This is a genomic window from Methanosarcina flavescens, from assembly GCF_001304615.2.
Classification (GTDB): Archaea; Halobacteriota; Methanosarcinia; order Methanosarcinales; family Methanosarcinaceae; genus Methanosarcina; species Methanosarcina flavescens.
Window position 1 is genome coordinate 2,283,643 of the sequence record NZ_CP032683.1, and the last position, 21,314, is coordinate 2,304,956.

Below are 21,314 nucleotides of genomic sequence, written 5' to 3' on the forward strand. Positions count from 1 at the left end.
TTCTAAAAATGGTTTTTTTAAAACTGATTTTCTAATAGTGATTTTGTATCTTTTTGATGTGGATCCCAGTTATCGACTGTATTATCCACCTGAGCGAGGCGCATGACTGCTTTACCGCGTTTGTAAAATAAAAATTTATAAAAATGAAAAGGAATACATAGGCCCTTTGCATTTGAACAATACGACTATTTATCCACAGATGGACTATTTATTCACAGATCAATCTATCCACAGATTAACCTTCTTGGGAACTGAGGAAAAAGACTCAACTCAAAGAAAGTCTCGACTTCTTCGGCTCTAAGGGTATCCGGAATGCAGAGCCATAACCCTACCGAGACAGGACATGGAGCTCGTTAAAAAAATTATTGAAAAAAGTCAGGCAGAAGAAAGTGCCACAATGGCTTCTGCCAGATCTCCGTTTGAATCTTGCAAAGCTTTCCGGGCTTCATCTTCAGAAACGCCGGTTTGCTCCATTACGAGTTTTATATCTTCAGCGGGAATCTCCAGTTCTTTTGGAACTTCTTTTGCGTCACCTACAATCTGGTATGTTTCCGAGCCCTGGACTGTCATTATGCTGACGTTTGCATTCTCTATAATAATATTAGAGTCCGCAGTCTTTATGACTACTTCCTGAACATCCTTGAGCTCTTTAACATCAATTCCCATCTGTTTCATCATCTGCTTCATCTTAGCCGGGTTCATACCCCGGCCCCCTATCCCTCCCATTCCTGGGAACATAGACTTGCTTCTCCTTTATTTTCGTTTACTTTTTCAGGTTCGGGTTCAATACATTCAGCGCGATTTTACTTTTCTTAATGGCATCCGCCGCAGGTGCCGCATCCACCGCCAGCTGAGGGGTTGCGGATAAGAAAACCTTTTCCGTTTTCGTCCTCAATAAAGTCGATGCTGCCCTCAGAGAAGCCTCTTTCTATTTCTTTTGCCATAACAAGTTTTATCCCGTTACTTTCCATAGTGATGTCGTCTTCCTTCTGTTCATCGTCAAAAGCTAATCCATACTGAATTCCGCTGCAGGCAACCCCGGCAACAAAAATTCTGAGAGCAAGTTCAGGTTTTCCTTCTTGTTCAAGCAGTGCTTTCAATTCTGCAGCAGCTTTGTCTGTTACTTCTATCATTTACGCACCTCTTTTTTACTTTCCATATTTTACAAAAATTTATGTGTTTTATTTTCTATAAGATGCCAACCGTTACAGCTTACAGATAATTTCCAAACGTTATATACTCTTGCATCGGGCGAATATAACGTTTATTGTAAAATTGCGCTTTTTCCCTGAAAGAGTCTTTTTCACAGGAAGCTGGAAGGGCAGAGTGTGGATTCTTTTTCAGAGAATCTTTACGTTGCCAATATATAAAAATATATTTTCTATTTTATATATTTTTCTCCTAATATTTTTTTGCATTTAAAATCACAGAAACTCGGCATCTTCATCAACAGGCTCCTCAAGAACCTTTGCATTATAAGCATTAATCTCCAGAGAATTGCGTTTCCCTTTCACTTCCCAGATGGGAATGTATACAAGCTCCAGATCAAGCTGTACCTCTTCAGATTTTGGTCTGATGCTCCTGTGTTCATATATAACAGCCTGTCCTTCTGTATTGTTAAAGCGTATCTCGCGTGTATTCTCTTCTATTATTAAGTCCAGAAGAATCTTTTCTGCCTGTTTTTTATCCACGTTCGGTCTTTTTAACTCATACTGTACGGCAGGAATCCTTGTAGGTGCAGCCAGTCCTTCGATTTCCATCTCTTCTTTTGATTTGTTTAAAGCGTTAAGAAAACCTTTCCCTTTTCCTGCAATACTCAGTACCTTTGACCTGAAGCGTTTTTCTGCTTCAACACTATATTTGTATTTCCAGAAAGGCACAAATTTCAAAATCGCATCCCTAGGGCTGCTTACATGGGGTTTTGCAATAATCATCGCCTGCTTTTTAGAAATTCTTGGCTCTACGGATTGTATATTCAGCATTTCGTAAGATTCGATATCTGAAACCTCAACCTGTTCTGATTTCCTTAAATCTTTTCTCTCCTCAAAGCCCCATATTCCGAATCGATTCTCAAAAGAAGGTTTATCGGTTTCGATTTGCTGACTCTGAGAGGGCAGGATTTCTCCGTTAGGGTAAGAAGACTTCTGTCTGAGCTTTTCTTTTGGATTCCAGTTTTTTACTAGCTCAAAAGCTGGTTGCCTGTACGGGTCTCGTGTTTCATTTGCTGGCAGTATTCCCGGTTCTGGATACGAAACCTTTGATTTTCTTTCCAGATTTACAAGCACCGCTCTTCCAATTTGAAGAGCCAGTTCATCCCTATCCCATACATAAATCCCAAATTCAGCTGCGTAATCGATTAATTCTTCAGACCCCTTCCCGGTCATTACGTAAATTCCTGTACAATCTCCTATTTTTTCGGAAAAGGATTTTATTTCCTCGCAATCTGGCTGCAGGGCACACCTGATATAAGCCTGATGCCCGTTTTTCTCCACAAGAATATCACACTGGCTGCATATTGTGACATTATATCCGGAGGATTTAAAAATATCAACAAGGATTTCTAAAAGGTCTTGCTTCATGATTCTCACATTCTTATAACCTGCACATCTAAAATAGTTTATGTTTGCACCTGAAAGTACAATAATTTGGCATTCTCTATTATAAACTACTCTTTTGCTTTATTATACATCTTCAATAATATGAAAAGGTACATATATTTAAGAGACTAAATTCTAACCAGATAGTATGAGTGGAATCAGGTTTGGAACGGATTCCTTTTCCACATATGAAGAAGGAATAAAGAAAGAGTGGATTGTAGGAAACGGACTCGGGGGATACGCCTCATCTACAATTATAGGGGCGGGAACAAGGACTTATCACGGACTGCTTGTGGCAGCTCCGGAAAACTCTCCAGGAAGGTTCGTACTGCTTTCCTCTCTTGATGAGGAAATTGCGATTAATGACGAAGTTTATAGGTTGGCAACCCATAAGTATCCGGGTACTGTTTTTCCTTCAGGGCTCAATTATCTTTCCAAATTTATTCTTGCTCCATTTCCTCTCTGGGTTTATCACCCAGGCGCTTTTACCGTGAAGAAAAAAGTTTTCATGATTCACAACAGCAATACGACCTGTGTTCTGTATGATATCAGGGCCAGAAGAGATGGAGCTCTGCTGAGAATCTTTCCGCTGGTAAATTCTAGAAATTTCCACCACACTGCTCGCTCAGGAGATATCTCTTTCTCTCAGGAAGCCAGTCCTGCAGGAGTAAAACTGGAAAGTTCTAACGGTTTTGCTTTCTCGCTTTCTTCCAATCTCCAGTACCATTCTGATCCCAAATGGTACTATAACTTTGAGTATGATACTGAAAAACAAAGGGGACTTAACTTCCAGGAAGACAACTTTAATCCGGGTTATTTCGAAAGTAAACTCAAACCAGGAACATCTCATTTTTTTATTGCCGCTTCAACAGAAGATATTTCTTCTCTGACGCTAGAGCAGGTTGAGGAGCTCTATACAAGGGAAGTATACAGGCAAAATCTTCTTGCCTTTAATTCAAGACTTACCGAGCCTTTTGCTCTCAAGCTTCTCAGGGCAACCGACTCCTTTATAGTGAAAAATCCCTCATCAGGTGAAAATACGGTGATTGCGGGATATCACTGGTTTTCTGACTGGGGGCGGGATACCATGATCTCCATACCTGGCCTGCTTTTAATTCCTCGCCGCTTCGAAGAGGCAAAATCCATTCTCAAAAATTATTCCAAATACTGTAGGAGAGGTCTGATCCCAAATGCTTTTCTGTCTCTTGGGGGAGAACCGATTTACAATACTGTGGATGCTTCTCTCTGGTTTATTCACGTCCTGGGCAGGTATTTCGCATATACAAAAGACTTCCTTTTCCTCTCGGATGTCTGGGAAACCGTGGATTGTATAATAAATAATTATCGTAAGGGTACGGACTTTGGAATCGGCATGGACTCTGATTATCTAATCCGGCAGGGCCCTCAGTTAACCTGGATGGATGCTAAAGTCGGGGAACAGGCAATAACTCCAAGAGAAGGCAAAGCCTGTGAAATCAACGCTCTCTGGTACAATGCCCTGAAGACTGCCTCCAGTCTGGGCACCTTTCTAGAAAAAAATATTTCTTTTTATGAAACTCTTGCAGCTGGGGTAGCCTCAAACTTTGAGAACGTTTTCTGGAATCCGGAAAAAAACTGCCTTTTTGACCTTGTATCTCAGGACGAAGCAGGAAATGAGGTTAAAGATCCTGCAATTCGTCCCAATCAAATCTTTGCAGTGGCTTTACCCTATACCATGCTTTCGCCTGAAAAAGAGAAAGCGATAGTGGATAGAGTTGAGAAAGATCTCCTGATTCCCTTCGGGCTTAGGACCCTCTCGACAGATCACCCTCTGTATAAAGGACGTTATCAGGGGGATCCAGCAACTAGAGATGCAGCCTACCACAATGGCACTGCCTGGCCCTGGCTCCTTGGCGCTTATGTGAAAGCTTACCGGAAGGTCCACAACTATTCAAAAGAAAGCCTCGAAGATATGCGGGCTCTTCTGCAGGGCTTTGATGCGCACCTTGAAACCGCAGGCATTGGCACCATCTCTGAGGTGTTTGATGGAGATTATCCTCACTCTCCGGGTGGCTGTATCTCTCAAGCTTGGAGTGTTGCAGAAATCCTGAGAGCATATGTAGAGGATGTGCTGGGAATCAAACCCTGAGATAAGAGTCACATGTACTGTCGTTTCTTTGCAGCATCCTTCAAAATTCATTCCCTCTCTTTTTTATACTTGTTTTACAATCTATCCCCCATGATTGATTTTGATTCCTTAAAAACCGAGAACGGTCTGATCCTTGCTATTGTTCAGGATCAGCTTAGCAAGGAGGTACTGATGTGCGCCTATATGAATCGGGAGGCCCTCGAGAAAACTGTAGAGACCGGAATAGCACATTTCTGGAGCCGGAGCAGGCAACAGTTATGGAAAAAAGGAGAGACTTCAGGACATGTGCAGAAAGTAAAAGAGATCAGAATTGATTGCGACATGGATTCTCTCCTTATGCTGGTTGAACAAACAGGTGGAGCCTGCCATATGGGGTACAGATCCTGTTTTTATCGAAAATTAGACGGAAAGGTTATAGGGGAGAAAGTCTTCGAACCGGAAGACGTTTATTAAGTTAATCAAGTTTCGAGAAATGGAGAATATCTCACTTCTCATTTATTTCAGTTTATTTCTTCTTTTATTTATACTCTTATTTCTTATCCACTTTGTTCCTCCTTTTTTCTTTTATCCTTCTCCTTTTTCTTTATCTATATATTTTATTTCTCAGCCTTTCGGTTTCTCAGTATCTCCAAAACCTTATTTTCTTCCTGCACAGTTTTTTAGCTTTTTTCTTCTAAAATAAATTGTCAGAAGTTTTCTTATATACCTTCCGGCTCTATATCCCCTTATATGGCTGATGACAAGCGGATATGGAGGATTGTTCCAGATACGAGTGTAATTATTGACGGAAGGCTTTCGGCTCGCATTAGAGACGGGGACTTCAGAGGTGCCGAGATTATAATTCCCGAAGCTGTGGTATCGGAACTTGAAGCCCAGGCAAATAAGGGCAGAGAAATAGGGTTTAAAGGGCTTGAAGAGCTTCTGGAACTCCGCAAGCTGGCAGAAAGAGACGAGATTCTCCTTCAGTTCAGCGGGGTTCAGCCCACGCTAGAGGAGATAAAGCTATCTAAAGAGGGCAGGGTAGATGCTCTTATCCGAAGTACAGCTATTGATGCAGGAGGGCTGTTTGTAAGTGCAGATAGGGTGCAGTCTCTTATAGCTAAAGCAAAGGGCCTTAATGTCGAGTACATGCATCCCAAAACCCTGGATCCGTCTGAGCTTACGCCTCTAAAAATAGAGCATTTTTTCACGGATGATACGATGTCCGTACACCTCAAAAATGGGGTTCCTCCTATGGCCAAGAAGGGACCAATAGGGGATATACGCTATGTAGTGATTCGTGATGAACCTGTTACTTCTGCAGAACTTTCCAGTATATCTAGAGAACTTATTGAAAGGGCGAGGCTGGATCCCGAATCTTTTATCGAGATGTCATCAAGTGGAGCAACTGTCTTGCAAATCCGAAACATGCGTATCGCAATTGTCCACCCGCCTTTTTCCGATGATATGGAAATTACAGCTGTCAGGCCAACTGTAGTTGTAGATCTTGAGCAATATCGGCTAAGCGATAAACTCAAAGAACGGATTGTAGGCCAGCGAGGAATTCTTATTGCTGGTCCGCCTGGAGCCGGAAAGTCTACTTTTGCCGCAGGAATTGCCCGATACCTGAACGACCGTGGGCAGGTGGTCAAAACGATGGAATCCCCAAGAGACCTTCAGGTACCTCCTGAAATCACTCAGTATTCACCTCTGAATGGCAGGATGGAAGACACTGCGGATCTTTTGCTTCTGGTCAGGCCGGATTATACTATATATGATGAGGTCCGGAAGACCAGCGATTTTCTGATTTTTGCAGATATGCGGCTTGCAGGCGTGGGGATGATTGGAGTTGTGCATGCAACCAGGGCAGTAGATGCCGTTCAGCGTCTGATTGGAAGGGTCGAACTTGGTGTAATCCCGCAAGTAGTGGACACCGTTATTTTTATCGATAAAGGAGAAGTTGCAAAGGTTCTGGTGCTTGAATTTACGGTTAAAGTGCCTCATGGGATGACTGAACAGGATCTTGCAAGACCGGTAATAGTTATTGCAGATTTTGAGACCAGAAGAGTTGAGTATGAGATATATACCTATGGCGAACAGGTTGTTGTTATGCCAGTAGGACCTCCTACTGAACTCAGGAAACCTTCTTGGAAGCTTGCAGAAGAAGAAATAAGGAACGTTATTAGCAGGTACGCATCCGGTCCTGTTGAAGTGGAAATGACTTCAGATGACAGTTCAATCGTAAAGGTTCGAGATGATGATGTGCGAAAAGTTATCGGCAAAGGTGGAAATGTCATTGACCGGATCGAAAATATGCTTGGCCTTCATATTGATGTCAGAGAGCTGGAAATCGAAGCTCCGAGAGCTGCAAGGGGCAGGAAATATGGAGCTGAAAGCCGGGCTCCCCGGGAGAAACGAAGAGCATCCAGCTTTGAAGAGGTGCCTGTTGTCTCTTCTGTTCATCCTTTCATCGAAAGAAATAAGAAACACCTGATTCTTGGAGCCCCGGAACTTGCAGGAAAGGATGTAGAAGTCTATATTGCAGACGAGTACCTTTTCAGTGCAACGGTGAGCCGGCATGGAGATGTAAAACTCAGGGCGAACTCGGACCTTGCTTCCGATATTATAGACGCTCAGGATAGGGGAGAACCGATTGAGATAAGGCTTATCTGATCTCTTCCTGTTTCCTCTTTTTGAGCTATTTTTCTCTTCTCTTTTTACAATCTACTTTTTATCCTTCCTCTTCTTTTTTCTGCTATTGATTTATTTTATTATTTTATACAGATACTCAATAATTTTATATACTGTAGATCCTGATTCTGTAATAGAAAATTAAAGGGGTTATGGTCTGAATGAATAAGTCACATCAAGCAGAGCCGGAAATCAGGGAGGATTTCCAGGGAAGAATTGAGGTTTTTGACCAGAGCATAAGGAGTTTTGAAAAACGACTCAGGGCAGTTGAGAGGCGCCTTTCTATGGAAATCCCTCCTGGAGTGCAGGCTGGAAGAATTTATTCCAGAAATTTATCAGGATTTTTCCCTGAAAGAAACGAAGGAAGTATCGCCGCATACTCTTCTATTCTCCCACAGGTCTCGTCGGTTTCTCCTGAGTCTCCTATTCGCGGAAATCCTTTTCTTTCAGATCTGGTTCCTCCAACTTCGGAAGGAAATGCCTCAAGTTTTGGATTCAGTGCAGTACTTCCTTCAGGCGAGCCTATGAATCCCTCAATGGCTTATGCTGACAATTCTTCTGAAATTTCCGGAACTGGTTATAAAATAAAAGATATAAATGAAGTTTTCTCCAGCATCACAGAAGGCCTCCGTTCTCTCCATGCTACAATATCCGAGTTATCGAATTTTACCCACAACAGTCTCGAGCCTGAGATCGAAAAATTAAACACTGAACTTCGTACTCTCAAGGCTCAGGAAGATACGAAAAATAAATATATAAAGGAACTTGAATCCCGCATAAAAATCCTTGAGAGTCAGAACAGGCTCACTTTCGGCTCTATGAAAATTCCATTTGAGATCTCAGGAGTTATCGGCTCTTCAGCTCTTTTCCTTACCGCCCTCCTTATATGGGCTGGTCGGTGGGATGTCATAAGGTCTCCTTATTTCTCCACTGCACTTGCTGTGCTAATGGCAGGAGCCGTTTTTATGAAATTTTATATGGCTAACCGAAGAGAGAAAACGCTGGCAGATGAGTTATGAATTAAGAAGAACTTGTGTGTATTAACTATTAGTTTTGAGTAGAGTGCGGCTTCTTCTTAGCTTCGAGTTATCTTTAAAAAATAGTCGCTGTCAAAATCCCTGTACCCTTCTCTCATTATTTTTATCTTGATATATCCTTCAGCTTTTCCCGGAGGAAGTTCAGGATTGGAAATCTTCAATGTTACCTTACCTTCAAGGTCGGTAACGCCTGAATAGGCTTTTTTCCTATCAGGACTCCAGGCAATCACATTTGCATCCCCTATCCCGCAGTTCTCGCTGTCAAACACTTTTACAGGCAGGCTCAGATCTATTTCTTTTTTGATTTCTTCTTCAGGTGAAGGCAAAGAAAACGCACTTATATTCGTTGTCGCATACATGGGTTTAGGAGGAGTAGGAGCATCGCTGACAGCTGAAAGAACTGCATAGAAACCTATGAGGCCAATAACTGTGAACACGACAATTCTTATTGGAAGCCCCAGGGTTCCAGTCTCATTATTTTTCAGTTCTCCACTTAGCATGTGAAACCTCTCCCTGCAGTTTTGTTGTGTGCAGTTCTTTTATGCAGTTCTTTTATTACGCGCAGTTGTCTTATTGCCTTAAATTCTATTTCCGTAAGATCTCAAATCATCTCGTCTTAATGATCAGAATGGCATCCTTTTTCTCGTAGTCGTAGAAACCGTCAGCTACGACCTTCAGGTCCATTGTCCCTTCGTTCTGGTTTGGATCAAGCCTGATTCTCGCGTTATCCGGAGTTGTTAGGAAAGTGATTCCATTGGCGTCCGTAGTATTCGAGGCTGCCCCGCCAAGCCCTCTCAGAATAACGTTTGCATTCCGTACCGGATTTCCGTCGTTGTCAGTTGCTTTTACCACTACGGTTATGGCAAGAGAGTTTTCTGCGGTACTGGAATCCACTATTATTGAGTTCCCTTTAGCAAGAGTACTTCCTCTAAGCCCTGCATTTTCCACAAACACCGACATCTCCTTTGTCGGGGTCGGCATGATCGAAATCAGCGTTGCAAGGGCAACCATCCCGACAACAAGCATAACGACAATATTAATCGGAAGCTCCATAGCTTTTTCATCATGTTTAAAAAATTTGAATTTTTTCATGTATTGTCTCTATTCAACTTTCTTAAATTATTCACTCTAAACTGTATTAATTTTTTGCTGAATAACTTTGCTTTTCTCAATACATCGGGGCGTGGAGGTCATGAATGTTCCACCAGTACAAGTTGTCAGGCAATTAAGCTTCAGGGTGAAAAATAACAAAAATAAAGCGTTTAAAGTCTTTCAATTGAAAAAGAGAGACTCTATTTATTACTTCTAGTAATCGTCTAACTGCCTCTTTAGGTTGAGAAGTAAAACAATTTCAGAGAAAGCACTTGGAGCTTATAATATAGTAGCAACTGCACACCTCTGGTAAAGGCTAGAAGCTCTTGAGTGTGGCCCAGAAGTCTAGGAAATAAAGATTTCTTCATAGATTAACTTAGACAAGGCTTTGACCCAGGCTCAATGGGAGGCCGTCAAAGCTTGGGAGCAGGTCCATCCCTGGAAACAGGTGTATGTAATAGTTTGTGAAGAAGTGGGGCCTGAGTAATTTTTAGTCTATTTTTATACATGGCGATTTGAATAATATATTTTTAATTAGTTATTTTAGGAATGCGCTTTAGAAACAAATCTTAGAGGGTCTTATTCAGCCTGATAGTGAAAAATAAAAGTAAAGTCTGACCTAAACTTGACAATAATCCTAGATCCACTTGTGATCTTTTCATCTCATTTACTTCCTTGGTTCAGTGGAATTTACATTCCAGATAAATATAAGGTAATAGTGTTGTTGATGCCTTTGATCGCATGTTGATAGCAGTTGCTCCTTATAAGACAATGCCAGTTGCTAAATCCGATGAGGTACTGTCCTGTTTACATTACTCAAACAAATTAATGACCACCATTAGTATTCAGTCTGTCTATAGAATCTGCACCGTCAGATCCATACCATTTTGACACTAAGTTGTGACTCTACATTTTGGATGGATGATATAATCCCAACTCTAAATCCGGATGCTCCTCCTCGGTCTCCTCCCCATAGCAGTCCAACAGCTGTTGTCCGATCTGAGTCTCTTAAGACTACAGATCCAGAATCTCCGTGGTCACAGAAAAAACCGTTGTTACTGTCGGGATACCCCATGACTAGTGCTTGATCTATAACATAGCGATTTGACGGTCCGGCCATCCATTGGTGCGCACAATTGACATCAATGACAAACCCTTTAGTTAGACGGGTCCTAAAACCCCTTTTACAGACCCCTTCCCCCTTTTTACACCAAGCGGTGGCCGTTATACGATCGATCAAAATTGCTGGAGGGTCTTGGTCGACAATTTCTGAAGACAAGGTACGTCCATATTCGAGTGCGGGAACCAGTGTGAAAACCGCGGCATCGACAAGACCCACTAAAATCGGTGAAAAAGGAAGAGGTGGAGTTTGGGGGTAGTCTACCCGCACAACACGGCCAATATTGTCATCTGGAGGAATAGCAGTGGTTCCGGGTATGAAAACTCCAGGGGGATGATCTGGCTGCCAGACTGTGAAGGGAAAACTGGAATTTAGATTTCCCACCACGTGAAAGCAGCTCAATCCAAGGAGTTCGCCTGTGTTTGAGTCTTGGACCACAGCGCCGAGAGTTCCATATTCCCCAATTTTAGGGTTAATTATCTTGATTCCGCCCACTATCGGGTTATAGCGATTATTGTCCGGGAGAACGAGAGGTTCAACATGTGACTCGATAAAGCAGACTCTGAGGCCTCCCATTAACTCGAGTATATGAAACGGTATCTGAGGTACCTGAGATATATCAGTAACATAAACTCGAATGGCCACTTCGTCATGTAGTATCCCATTCTCTTCGAGCATGCCTATACCGACTCCGACGACTCCAGGCAAGGCCAGAATTGGCCATTCGACAAGTTTCTTGGCTGCAATCATTTCGGCAGTGATTTCCATGATATCTCCTCTTTCAACCACATTTGATTCAAAGTAGTTTACATTCAGGAAAATAATGCATACTAATTTGCTGATGCCATTGGTCGTGTATTGCAAAATATTCATTTAGTTTCTCTCTTGGTAATAGTCACTCCTAATGAGACAATGGCCGTTGTTAAATCCATTGAGGTTTTCTTCTGTTTACATTACTCAGGCAAATTAATGACCATTTAGTGCTCAGCTTGCTGATAGAATCTGAAAATGCAGCCATAATTGAGCAACTTTCTGAATCGACCACTGATACTAAACCACTGATACTAATTCATTACTACCTAGACAACTCTATAAAAGCCATAAGATGTTGACTCGATGTCTCAAATGTGTGAGATGTACTCCCTCTCCTCCCCTATTAGAAATAAAACGACTAATTGACAGTACTGCTTTGATTAATTCATATATAATTATATAATTTCCTTTAAATAAGTAGCTGCTAAACAAATTTACTGATCTGAATTCTAAATCCCTTCTAGAGACCCAATTAATAACGACACAAAATCAATGTAACTGTGTGTGGAAGCGAGTACTGTCAAATATGGTATGTGTGACCTATTAGAAGTATTCTATAGTCTTTGAAACTTTATAGGCGCGTTTGGGGATTCTAATCTTTAGTTGACGATTATTGATAAGTTCTTACAGGTTTTTGTGAGCGTTTATTGTATATGATGCTTCTAACTAAGTATCCTTACTAATTTTAAGTAAGCTGAATAGTTACTCAGGGATTTATATATTTCCATGATAATAAAACTTCATAGTTATCGAAAAATGATAATCTAAAAGATAAAGTGAAAGAACTTAATTTGCGGTTTTATTTACGTTTTGTGGGGACCTAAAATATCAGAGGACATATCCTGTAACTTAGAAAAGGAGAAGAAAGAATATGGAGAGATGGGTGTACCCGATTTTGACATTAGTCGTACCACGTTTATACAATAACATCCAAGCTACTCTTGGAAAGATAAAATACAAAATAATCGACAGCAAAGATCTTATTGAAGAGAAGGTTACGAATCCGGAAGTATGGTCCACTGGTAAAATCCTTGAAAAGTATGGCAGAGATTTAGACGAAGTTAATGACAAATGGAATATTTTCCGATTGATAGCTAGACTCCCCATACCCCGGACTGGAGATTCTATAATAAAAGAGCTTAGAGAAGGGGTTTTGCATGCCTGACCCACCATTGCCTGATCCGACCTTGCTTGATATAATTCAGAAGCGCTTTGGTGTTGATGTTGATCCTGATTCCAATGGGGGCAAAATTTTAAACAGCCTTAAACCTTTGCCTACTTTTAACAACCAATCGCTCATTGGTCAAGCTTCTTTAGTAAGCCCTTTGACTCTCACCCTAACGGACAGTGGTATAAGTGTATACGCCGCTCAGGGAGCCGAATCACTGGTTTTCAGTTTACCTCCGGGCCCTCTAGATTTCACAATCATACCACCAGATGAGGCTAACATATCGCCAAAAGTGGAGTTGAAGCTGCTTCCATTCACAATGTCTCTCTCCTTCTTACATCCCGCTCAGGCTTTGCCGAATGGTATGCCGCAGGCTGTAGAAGGTAAAGTTGAATTAAACTTCCCAGATTTGTTGCTGGTGGTTATTGCCAGTGTGGACAAACCTGCCAGTGCTTTCCTAGCACCCCCACATGACGCCACAGGAACGCTGGAAGTAACAATGGTGCCTCCCCTTGCGGTGATCGACCCTAGCAATGTGGTCGGACTCGGCTTTAAACGTGCAACTCTCAAGCTCAATGGCCATGTGGGGCCAGAAATAATTGCTCCGGTAGTTGAGATTTATCTCGCACCTCCTGGAATTCCCGCCCTGGCAATGCACGGTAGCGGGCACGACTTACGCTTAGGTCTGGGTGGAGATGGACTCTCCGGCGACTTCCGCCTAGCATTATCTGAAGGCGCTCAAGCGGTGGCCAGATCCCGCTTCCTGAACCAAATGTCTGCTCACTTGCGCCTTAACCGCAATGCGGTCACGTTGCTAGAATTGACCGGCAAGATAGATCTAGACGGCGAGGTTAGAGTTCGTCTTGGTCAACTGGGCGAGCTTCCCGAGCAGATTGATTACTCATTAGGACTGACTTTTGACAATGATTGGCGGGCTGCACTTACCCTCCGCGCCAGCGAAGGCCGGAATTTCCTGTGGCGTACGCAGCGCTCCGTCCCGAACCCGGATGTGCAAGTGCTTCGGGACACTCTGGGGGCATATGCTGTGTTTTCTCCACTGCTGGCGTCCAACCTGCCCCCTGCAGACAGTAGCGGTTACGTCAACCTTACCCTTGCTGCTGGGGCAGCAAGTGGATTGGTGACCGACTCTAACTGGCCGATTGTCACACGGTCTGTAACTCTGTATGGAGGAGAGCTAGTAATTCACAAAAACAAAATTGCTGGTGACTCTCATAAGACCTATGATGCCTTCCTATTTTTCGATTTGGAAACCGAGCTCGATATAAATATGAAAGTTGGCAATATTAATTTACTGGAGACAAAGAGGCCGCTAAAAGTGCGACACAAGGCGATCGGCCTTCGCCTTGATTTTGGAAGCAATGGTGACGCACCACAACTGTGGCCAATATTTGACCCAATTCAGGGTTTCAGCCTCGACCTCAGCGATCCAGGAGTGTTCTCTGTTCCAGAATCGCTGGGTGATATCTTACAGACGGAAGGCGTGCGCATGACACGCGAGAATCCACTCAACTTTGAGGTCGATCTGGTGCCCAAAGCTGATCTTGGCGTTGTATCAATTGATCGAGCCAGCGTGCGTATTCCTCTCGATTCGCCAGTGCCTCCTACGCTAACGGCGCTTGGGGCGCATGTTAACGTGCCTGGTGCAATTAAGGGCAGTGGTTACCTCAAATTACTGCCTAATGGGGGCTTCAACGGCATCCTAGATGCAGCCATTATTCCCCCACCATTTGGCGTTCGCGTGTCGGCCGGTCTTGCACTTAAGGACGCCCGTGACAAGGATACACAGGAAGCTGTGACTGCCGTGCTGGTCACATTGGGTGTCGAGCTACCGGTGCCCATTCCACTTGCCAGTTCCGGACTGGGCCTGTTCGGTTTCTGTGGTCTGTTCGCTATGCATTGCCAACGTAAACCTGCTAAAACCGCGCTGGGGTGGTTCGTGGATATCGCAAAAGGTAAGGTGACCTGCAGTGATGCATGGGAAGCCGTAGCGCGTAAATGGGCACTTGGCCTGGGTGCCGTAATCGGTACAATTGAGGGCGGCTTCCTGATCAATGCCAAGGGTATGGCTGTCGTCGAACTCCCAGGCCCGCACCTGCTGTTGGTGATGAATGCCAATATTCTTAACAAGCGTCCAGATACGCGTGGCACGGAAACTGGCAAATTCCTCGCAATTATAGAGATTCTCCCAAAGAAATCATTAACAATTGGAATCGTTGTTGATTATCACGACATCCAGCCTCTTATAGAGTTCCGCGTGCCGGCCGAAGCTTTCTTTGACTTCAAAAGTCCCGAGAACTGGCATCTTGATGTCGGCGGTATCCCGCCCAAAATGCCGGCTTCTGTCAAATTCCTCGCGTTTCGAGCTGATGGCTATCTGATGATCCATGGGAATGGTATCGACTTACCAACAGAACCAACGCGTCGGCTGGAGGGCTTTTCGGTGGCGGCTGGCGTCAGAGCTGCCTTCATTTGGGGGTCGGAAGATCTCGGTTTGTATCTTAAAATCGCAACTCAGACTGATGTTGGTATCAGTTTCAAGCCCTTCATGATCATTGGAAAGATAATGCTCAGCGGCGAACTGCACCTATTCATCGTTAGTATCGAAGCTTCCGCGTCTGCCGAGATGATACTTATACCGGATAGGAATACCTTCTTTATATCAGCCGAGGTTTGCGGTAGGGTTGATTTCTTCTTTTTTGAGGTAAAGGGTTGTGTCAAACTCGAACTGGGTGACCCTAATCCAGAGCTACCGGAACCTGAGCCGTTGGTAAGAGCATTATCATTGCACAGTCGTATTTCGACTCCATTGTTCGGTTCTGCCAATGACCGCCCTGTGGACGGAAGTCTAGGTGAGGCTGCCCATTTTGATTCAAGAGAGAATCGGTGGATAGGAGATCTGCCTGTCGTGCCTATAGATTCCATTCCGGTGCTGCAGATGGAATTGCGTCCTCATGTTGATTCAGAATGCCGCTTTTTCAACGAGGCAATCGACTCGAAACTCCCGCCGAATGGCTGGTTGCGTCGTGGCGAACGCTTCTATCGCTATATTCTCAAGTCCGTGAATATGACTGCCGAAAATGCCCTCGGAGCTCCATTCAGTCCGTCGGTAGGTGAAGGATGTACGCCCGCTGTTTGGTGGGATCGTTACGGCAAGCCGGGAGGCGGTGACGACCATGACGTCCAGCTGGCGTTGTTAAGCTGGGATCCTGATCCGACTCCTGCTGCTGCCGAGAGAACTAAATGCCTTGACGAGAGGATAAAGCGCCACTGGGGCAATATCTGCGCCGAAGCGGCTGAGCCTGCCCGTGTCCTGTGGACATTTCGCCATGCTCTTACCGGACCGTCACCTACAGGATGGAGTTTGACAGGAATCCCCTGGCCTGACCAGCCGGGAAAACGACGTTCGGCTCCACCTTATCTCACCCTGCGTGTGACTGAACCGTGGCGGTCGGGGAATATACTCGCTGATAGCCTGGCGCAAGTCACTCCAGCCTTCGTATATGCATATTGGAGATATAATTACAATGATCTTCTAGATTACGATCTGGGGTTTTCCAAGCGGCGGGAGTGCCTGCTAGTTGCCCCGCGGACCGGCTTTGAACTGCTTCCCTCCATCTCCGGTGACGAACATTTCAAAGAACTGTTCTCTGAGGTGCAGTCAGGAAGGTCAGATGGGCTAGCCGATGGATTGCACCTAGAGCTAGCCGACGCGCTGCGCCTAGACTGCGCTGGAAATAGCAAATTTCGGGCGCTGCTGGCTGTCGAACACAATATTTGGGAAAAAGGGTCGCTGATTTTGCGGGCGCGAGACATCACAGGCCAGAAAATATTGTTCGAACAGAGTATCAATCCTACAACCAGTTTCCGTTTCCCTATGTGGAGCCACGAGGAGATCAGAGAACTACCACTGCCAGCGGAGTGGGTGGACCAGACAGGTCCGTGGTTTACTGAAGTAATGGGGATCTTACACTCCTGGTACGATGGAATCCCAGTTGCTAATGATGTTATCCCACTAGTGCCGCATGCGGAGCTTGTATTCATTGAGGTCAACTTGCCGAAGGGCGCATCCCAGCTCGAAATCGGCCTAAAGGATATTTTCGAAGATGAGCTTACCGAAGATGAGCTTACTAATGAGTGGTTCACTAACTGGGGCCTTTTACTGGTCGACGGAGTAACGGAGAGGGAATGCCAGCGCTATAGTTTTGACGTGACAAACCGCGAGAACCAGATCAAGACTGTCAATCGCTTATTGCACGCCAACCAAGCCAATATGGCGTTGTTACATCCAGATGCGGTATACACTGTCGACCTGACCTATTATGTAATGGTAACAAACGCTGATGAGAAAGGCAATCCTCTGGAAGGAAAAGCTGAACGTTTCCCAAAAGACCCTGGGGAGACGTTGAAACAAAAATTCCGCTTTAAGACCGACAATAAGCTGCCCGAGCGCCTCGATCCCTGGGTAATGACGACCGATCCAAGCCCGTCCGAAAATTTCTTCTTTTATGGTGATCCGCTGCGGGTTGTGTTTGCTACCAATGCGACAAGAAAGTTATTCAAGGCTTACGGAAATCGGGCACTGGTTGCAGTAGTCAAGGCAGCCTCGGGAAAGCATCCACCATCTGATCAGGGATCTGGCTCGGCAGGGATCAATCTGGAGACGAGCCCGTTGGTCAATATAGTCCCTATCCCCGCATTTGCCTTAACGCCATTTGAAAGCTCCTTATGTGAAGCTCTGGCCTCTCAAGACTGCATAGACTTCAGTCTCCAAACCGCCAGGCATGAACAGGTTCAGCTGAAGATGAAGCTAGAGCCTCTTACTGACTATATACTTGACCTTGAAGTGGATCCTGCTCTCAGTTTGGAAGCCGAACCCACTACACCCTCATATCCCATGTTCCGGCTTCATTTCAGCACCTCACGATACGAGAACGTGGCAGCCCTAGCAGCCGACGTGGCCAATGTGCAGGTAAAGCACCGTCGCATTACCGATGCAGTCCCGCTGGCTGAACTTGCCGCCCGTACTGAATCACTGATTCTCCAAATAAGTGACCTGGAATTCGAGAAGGTACTGCGAGCAATGCATTGGGGAGACCTTACAAGGGCTGAGAAACCCCGTGTAACAGTGATCCATCAAGACAGAAACGCAGGCTCGCCATCATTGCCTTCTTCCAGACCGGTTGCTGTGCTGATAGAAACACCGGAACCGATCTGGCGCTGGCGCACTGTACCTCAAGAAGTGACCGACGAGCATGGTACTCGACGCTACCAGCTCAAGCAACAGTCCCGGCTCAAAATGGTAGAAACGACGGCAGGTGAACAGCAAGTGCTGCGTTTCTTTCACTCTACCAGCCGTGACAGGACTCTGGCCATCCTGAAACCCTCAGTAACGGTTTCAGGCGGTTCTCTGTCCCTGGCATTGCGACTTATCCACCATCCACTTTTTGAGGGGTCTCTGCCTCCAGAAGAACTGATCCCATTGATTACTCTGTCTATGCAAGCTCCGTGGGAGGAACGATCATGAACAGATGGGTTTTGAACAGCTTATTTAAAGTGCAGGCGGTTAAGATCGACTGGGATGATGAGATGGAACGCCTAGAGTATGAAGGACCCTTTTTGGGAACTGGTTTTGATCCGGGGTCTCTCTATTTCCGCTGGTTGTTGCATCCTGCACTTGGCCTGCCATGCCATCCATTTATCCTCTATCGCAACCGGCATCCTGGGGGCAATCTGACAAAGCAGGAACTGGCTAACCTACCCGGCTGGGAAGAAGTTGAAATTGTAGGTCTACCGGTCGATGACTGGGACGATGTTGTCTATAAGGTTCACAAACAGGGTCCTGTAGAATATCCACTTTTGCAACCTTCTGAGGCTGCTCTGCAGCGTTTAAAGATTGGCGCGCCGCGTATAGGCTGGACTAAGCTTACACGAAATGGAATCTCTTTGGATGATTGGAAATCTCCCGACCTAGAGGCTTATCTTCAAGATATGCTTGATTCAAAACTTCTGAAAGGCATCTACTGTATGTTTAAAGATTGTCGTCACTATGGGCTCAAACATGCCGATTATTTAATCCGAGAAAATAATGAAGGAAATGACACCGGAAGATGCTACGACACTAGTGTCGGAGCCCTGCGTTCCCCTCGTTTGTTACTTGACAGACCTGTTGATCCGCATGGGGAGAGCCATCCAGTTCGCAGCGAGTGGAGTCCGCTTGGGATGCTGCTGGTTGCCGTTGGCACAGATCCACTAGCAGCTTTGGTACTGGGTTTTGGTACGTCGCTGTTTGGTGCCAGTAATCCTAACGAGATTTATATGGTCTCGGTGCGCCACGAGCTGCAGATAGGCGATACTATGTTTGATTTTGAACTAGCCGATGTTGTCAGAGTAGATTCCCAACTGGCTGCGCCAAAAGCCCCTACCAATCTCTCAGCCAGAATTATTAGCCGCAACCGTCCTCAGACATTAGACGGGCCTGCACTAGAATCCATTAGGATCAGCTGGGAACGCCCCGATAACCCAATATTCACACTACAGTCGAGTAACTCCGGTTTTCCAGCTAGCTACGCCGTGGGCCGTTTCGGTCCCCATCCAGTTCATGCTGAGATTTTACTGGCCAGGCGTCCAGAAACTTTGGGTGGGTGGTTCCCTTTTGTCGCCAGCAAACCGGATGAGGTACGCCCTGTGTTCTTCACAGACTATATCTTACGTTTAAGCAACATAGCTGGCAAGCCTGTTCCAGATCCTTTCGGTGTGAAGGTAACTTATGCCGTAGCTTCCCAGGATATCTTCGGCCGCTGGAGCCCTTGGAGAACAGTATCCTTCCAAGGGAATGACGAACAGCCTCAGATACCATCGGTTCTATCAATAAATATAGATCCTTCCGGGCAGGTAGCCATTGATTTCTCCTGGGATTGGTCGGATCGCAGCCCAGAATTCATAGAGTTGATTGGGGCATATGCTGACGATCTGGATAACAAGTTATTCACGGAGCGAGTGCAGTTCGGCGGCAACGATGAACCTGTATCGACATCTGACGAAATCCAGTTTATACCGCTTGACCCCAACTTGGAGCATGCCGCCGGTTGGGGAGGTGCACAAGACCAGAACCCTGCAGAGCCGGGAGTTCGCTTTTACCGTTTGATTACAAAAATAAAGCTTGATTTCGCCGGAAAACCAAAGCGTACCTTCCAAGTACAGGCGTGTGGTCAGTGTCATATCCACAGACTTTGGGGTGACCCTCATAATCCAAACTTTAACGTCAGCCCATTAAGCAGCCCGGTGAGCACACACATTTACGACCCGGAGCCTCCAGCTGCCCCCACTGTACCGGAAGCGCCTCAATGGGCCAGCCTGCCCGATTCGTCCGGAGTAAGCCGAATTTTGCTAAGCTGGACTGGTGATCTTCGTGTTTCTGGATATGTGCTCTACGAAGCCACCGAGACTAGCTTACTTGCTGCGCTTGGCCTGCCCGGCCCAGACACTTCCCAACCGTTCTTTAAGCGTCTCGCAGTGTTGCGGGCTGCAATGGCTGCTCTGAGTGATAAAGGTTCCGAAGCGAATATACCCTTGAGTGAGAGGCTGGCTAAATTGGAAACTGCACTCACGGATATTGGTCTCCCCGGAGCACGCCTTTCTCAATCCTTCCAGGACCGCCGCTCCAGTCTTACTTCGGGTTACCTGCGGCCATACTTCCGTCGAGTGAATAAGGAGCCGATTCCTCCGACTTCACCCCAAACCTTTTATGAGACATCTTTGCCCCGCGGCAGCAAAGTCATCCACTTCTATGCCGTAACGGCTATGAGCCATAACCAGATAGAGTCTGCCTGGCCGGACTCTAGTAAAAAATTCATTGCTGTGGCTGTTCCCAGTCTGGCCGTGCCCCTGCCACCTACATTGCAAGCTAATCTAGATCCCACTCAGCTGGTCGTGCACTTGAATATCAGCCTTAGTTCAAGTGTAGCTGTGAAGCAGGTCGAACTCTACCGGACAACCAGTAAGAAATTGGCGAAAAGCGCCGACACGATGGGCTCTCCCCTCAAAACGCTTAACGCCACAGGGCTAGAAATTACCTTCACCGATGATAGTGTAACTCCCGGCTGGAGGCGTATCTGGTATCGTGCTGTAGCCTGGTCAAAGCGTGATGACCAGCTTGGACTTGTCGAAGCGCGCTCTTCTGCTTCTCCACTAGTATCCGTTTTACTTCCACCGCAAACTGCGCCCGATATCTCTGACCTCCGAGTTAATGAGCCAGGATCAAACGAATTTGAGGTGCTTGTAAGCTGGACAAGCCATGCCCCTGTCGAGATAACACCTTTGGGACCGCATATTGCTGTGCTGCTGGCACATGACATTTCAAGAAACTTAAGTATCCGACTGGAAGGTGATCTGAACACCCTGCTCTTTGTGAACAGCCTGGCTGAACTGCCTCCAGCCAACCTCGCGGACCGTAAGATCATTCGAGTAGGACCCCCCGACAACTACCGCCTGTATGCCTGGATACCTCGTCCTGCTGCTGACCAATTATTCTACCTGACGGTCAAGATGATCGATCCGCTGGGTCGTATTGGCTTAGCCACTGCTGAAGTTCCTCCCCTACCTACACAGTAAACTGTCATTATATGGGCAAGGTGGGAGCACCGCAGATGATTAAGGAAAATAGATATGA

At 45.5% G+C, this 21,314-nt stretch carries 13 protein-coding genes; 7 read left to right on the forward strand and 6 right to left on the reverse strand.

Going from position 1 to position 21,314, the window contains the following annotated elements; translation table 11 throughout:
- Positions 1 to 375: 375 nt before the first annotated feature.
- From AOB57_RS10045 to AOB57_RS10055, 3 genes are all read right to left on the reverse strand, one after another.
- Positions 376 to 738 carry a nascent polypeptide-associated complex protein gene (locus tag AOB57_RS10045; RefSeq protein WP_054297577.1) on the reverse strand — a complete coding sequence of 121 codons (363 nt, stop codon included), beginning with the start codon at positions 736 to 738 and terminating at the stop codon, positions 376 to 378.
- A gap of 74 nt (positions 739 to 812) precedes the next feature.
- Complete coding sequence (locus AOB57_RS10050) at positions 813 to 1,133, reverse strand: HesB/IscA family protein (RefSeq protein ID WP_054297578.1); 321 nt, start codon at positions 1,131 to 1,133, stop codon at positions 813 to 815.
- Positions 1,134 to 1,424: 291 nt separating this feature from the next.
- Entirely contained in the window at positions 1,425 to 2,579 is a 1,155-nt protein-coding gene (locus tag AOB57_RS10055) for a hypothetical protein (RefSeq protein ID WP_054297579.1), read from the reverse strand.
- A gap of 166 nt (positions 2,580 to 2,745) precedes the next feature.
- On the opposite strand from AOB57_RS10055, the gene AOB57_RS10060 reads away from it, so the two are divergent.
- The 4 genes from AOB57_RS10060 (at position 2,746) to AOB57_RS10075 (ending at position 8,414) form a co-directional block, all read left to right on the forward strand.
- Entirely contained in the window at positions 2,746 to 4,725 is a 1,980-nt protein-coding gene (locus tag AOB57_RS10060) for an amylo-alpha-1,6-glucosidase (protein WP_054297580.1), read from the forward strand.
- A 90-nt stretch (positions 4,726 to 4,815) separates the two neighbouring features.
- Entirely contained in the window at positions 4,816 to 5,178 is a 363-nt protein-coding gene (hisI, locus tag AOB57_RS10065; protein ID WP_054297595.1) for a phosphoribosyl-AMP cyclohydrolase, read from the forward strand.
- A 276-nt stretch (positions 5,179 to 5,454) separates the two neighbouring features.
- Complete coding sequence (locus AOB57_RS10070) at positions 5,455 to 7,377, forward strand: PINc/VapC family ATPase (protein ID WP_054297581.1); 1,923 nt, start codon at positions 5,455 to 5,457, stop codon at positions 7,375 to 7,377.
- Between the two features lie 179 nt (positions 7,378 to 7,556).
- Complete coding sequence (locus tag AOB57_RS10075; protein ID WP_054297582.1) at positions 7,557 to 8,414, forward strand: hypothetical protein; 858 nt, start codon at positions 7,557 to 7,559, stop codon at positions 8,412 to 8,414.
- 56 nt (positions 8,415 to 8,470) lie between these two features.
- On the opposite strand, the gene AOB57_RS10080 is transcribed toward AOB57_RS10075, so the two are convergent.
- The 3 genes from AOB57_RS10080 to AOB57_RS10090 all read right to left on the reverse strand — a co-directional run bounded on the left by AOB57_RS10080 (position 8,471) and on the right by AOB57_RS10090 (position 11,517).
- Positions 8,471 to 8,932, reverse strand: coding sequence for a hypothetical protein (locus AOB57_RS10080; protein ID WP_054297583.1), 462 nt, complete (start codon positions 8,930 to 8,932; stop codon positions 8,471 to 8,473).
- 106 nt (positions 8,933 to 9,038) lie between these two features.
- Entirely contained in the window at positions 9,039 to 9,524 is a 486-nt protein-coding gene (locus tag AOB57_RS10085; protein WP_054297584.1) for an Ig-like domain-containing protein, read from the reverse strand.
- An 871-nt stretch (positions 9,525 to 10,395) separates the two neighbouring features.
- Entirely contained in the window at positions 10,396 to 11,517 is a 1,122-nt protein-coding gene (locus tag AOB57_RS10090; protein ID WP_054297585.1) for a chymotrypsin family serine protease, read from the reverse strand.
- Positions 11,518 to 12,328: 811 nt separating this feature from the next.
- On the opposite strand from AOB57_RS10090, the gene AOB57_RS10095 reads away from it, so the two are divergent.
- Genes AOB57_RS10095 through AOB57_RS10105 form a run of 3 tightly spaced genes read left to right on the forward strand, consistent with a single transcriptional unit; the run spans position 12,329 to position 21,256 of the window.
- A complete protein-coding gene (locus tag AOB57_RS10095) occupies positions 12,329 to 12,622 on the forward strand; it encodes a hypothetical protein (RefSeq protein WP_054297586.1) in 294 nt (97 codons plus the stop codon).
- The gene (locus tag AOB57_RS10100) at positions 12,615 to 18,170 is read left to right on the forward strand and encodes a hypothetical protein (protein WP_054297587.1); all 5,556 of its coding nucleotides are present in this window, start codon (positions 12,615 to 12,617) and stop codon (positions 18,168 to 18,170) included. The genes AOB57_RS10095 and AOB57_RS10100 overlap by 8 nt, the downstream gene beginning before the upstream one ends.
- Positions 18,167 to 21,256, forward strand: a complete 3,090-nt coding sequence (locus AOB57_RS10105) for a fibronectin type III domain-containing protein (protein WP_054297588.1) — start codon at positions 18,167 to 18,169, stop codon at positions 21,254 to 21,256. The genes AOB57_RS10100 and AOB57_RS10105 overlap by 4 nt, the downstream gene beginning before the upstream one ends.
- Positions 21,257 to 21,314 lie beyond the last annotated feature (58 nt).